Raw genomic sequence first — 1171 nt, 5'->3', positions numbered from 1 at the left:
TTGATAAGCTTCACAATTGCTATCGACTACTCGACCAATTCTCATCGTGCTCTCCATATGAATCATAATACCTGACGGCCAATTAGAGCGATGAACTTTCTTTGCTCCTGCTTTTTTGAGGATGTCAGCAGCAAGACCTGCCAGCTTTACTTGCTTCCTCTCCGATTTTTTTGTTGCTTTATAACGGATGACTGGAACAAAACCATTTTCGTCAGACAGAAGTGGATCAAGTGTCACACCATTTTGCTCATCGACTTCATCATCTGTTGTCACTAATATACTTAATGACCGAGGGTATTCATCCATCCATTTCCTTAGGAATGGTCCTGCGAGGCCTCCCTCTATATCCCATGAATTTTTTGATGGTCCATTCTGATTAAAGTAATAACTAGATTCACTTAAACCGTAAAAGGAAGCAGTTAAACCCGGACTTAATCCAGTTGTCTGCAACGCTCCAAGTCCAGGATAGTCAAGCCTTGCTCCACATGTATTCCCAACAAAAGGTCTTATTTCCCTGCTCCCTAAAATAGAAATCAAGTCCTTTTCATCAAAAATTCCGGTTATCCAATCCATATAATGTGTTACTAAGCCTTTTCCTACGAACTGGTTTTTTGGCAAGTTCGAATTCAACCACAGTCTTGGTGATTCAATGCTTCCACATGCCAACACGACTGCTGCTGCCCTTAACTCCTCCTGCTCCCCTGTCCAAGTATTCCTTACTTCCACACCGATAGCACACAGCTCTGAATCAATTGTTTCTGTCAGAATCTTCACAGCAAATGTATTTGGCCATATACATACATTTCCAGTTTTTAAGGCAAGGGGAATATAGCTTACATTTGTTGAGCGCTTGGCAATTTTGTCGACAGACGGACCATGAGGGCACCCGTTAATACAGTGCCCAGAAAGTGTGCAGCCTTCCATCCACGAGAGCTGCTCATCTGTGACACCAGAAGAATTATGAATAGCCTTATTTGGGAGAAGAATAGCATTCGGCTGTGGACGGTATCCGGGCTTTTGTACATCTAATACTGGAGTGAAATCCATGCCAAGCCTGCTCGCACCATAATAAAATTCCGCGATCACCTTCGACCCGTACGCCTGACCCTGCGGCCGACGAGGAGCCGACGGGCTGGGGTGGCGACCGCCCCAGCCTTCCGGCCCTCCCGCA

General features: G+C 45.3%; 1 protein-coding gene. It reads right to left on the bottom strand.

All coding sequences use genetic code 11. The annotated features are described in order from the left end of the window. A partial coding sequence (locus tag AB0G52_RS41240) for a GMC family oxidoreductase N-terminal domain-containing protein (RefSeq protein WP_361344465.1) occupies positions 1–1086 on the bottom strand: 1086 nt, incomplete at its 3' end. Between the last annotated feature and the right edge of the window lie 85 nt (positions 1087–1171).

The sequence above is a fragment of the Streptomyces sp. NPDC021562 genome (genome assembly GCF_040640875.1).
GTDB lineage: Bacteria > Actinomycetota > Actinomycetes > Streptomycetales > Streptomycetaceae > Streptomyces.
Note: the sequence above shows the minus strand (reverse complement) of the source record. Positions and strands in the feature narration are given on the sequence as shown.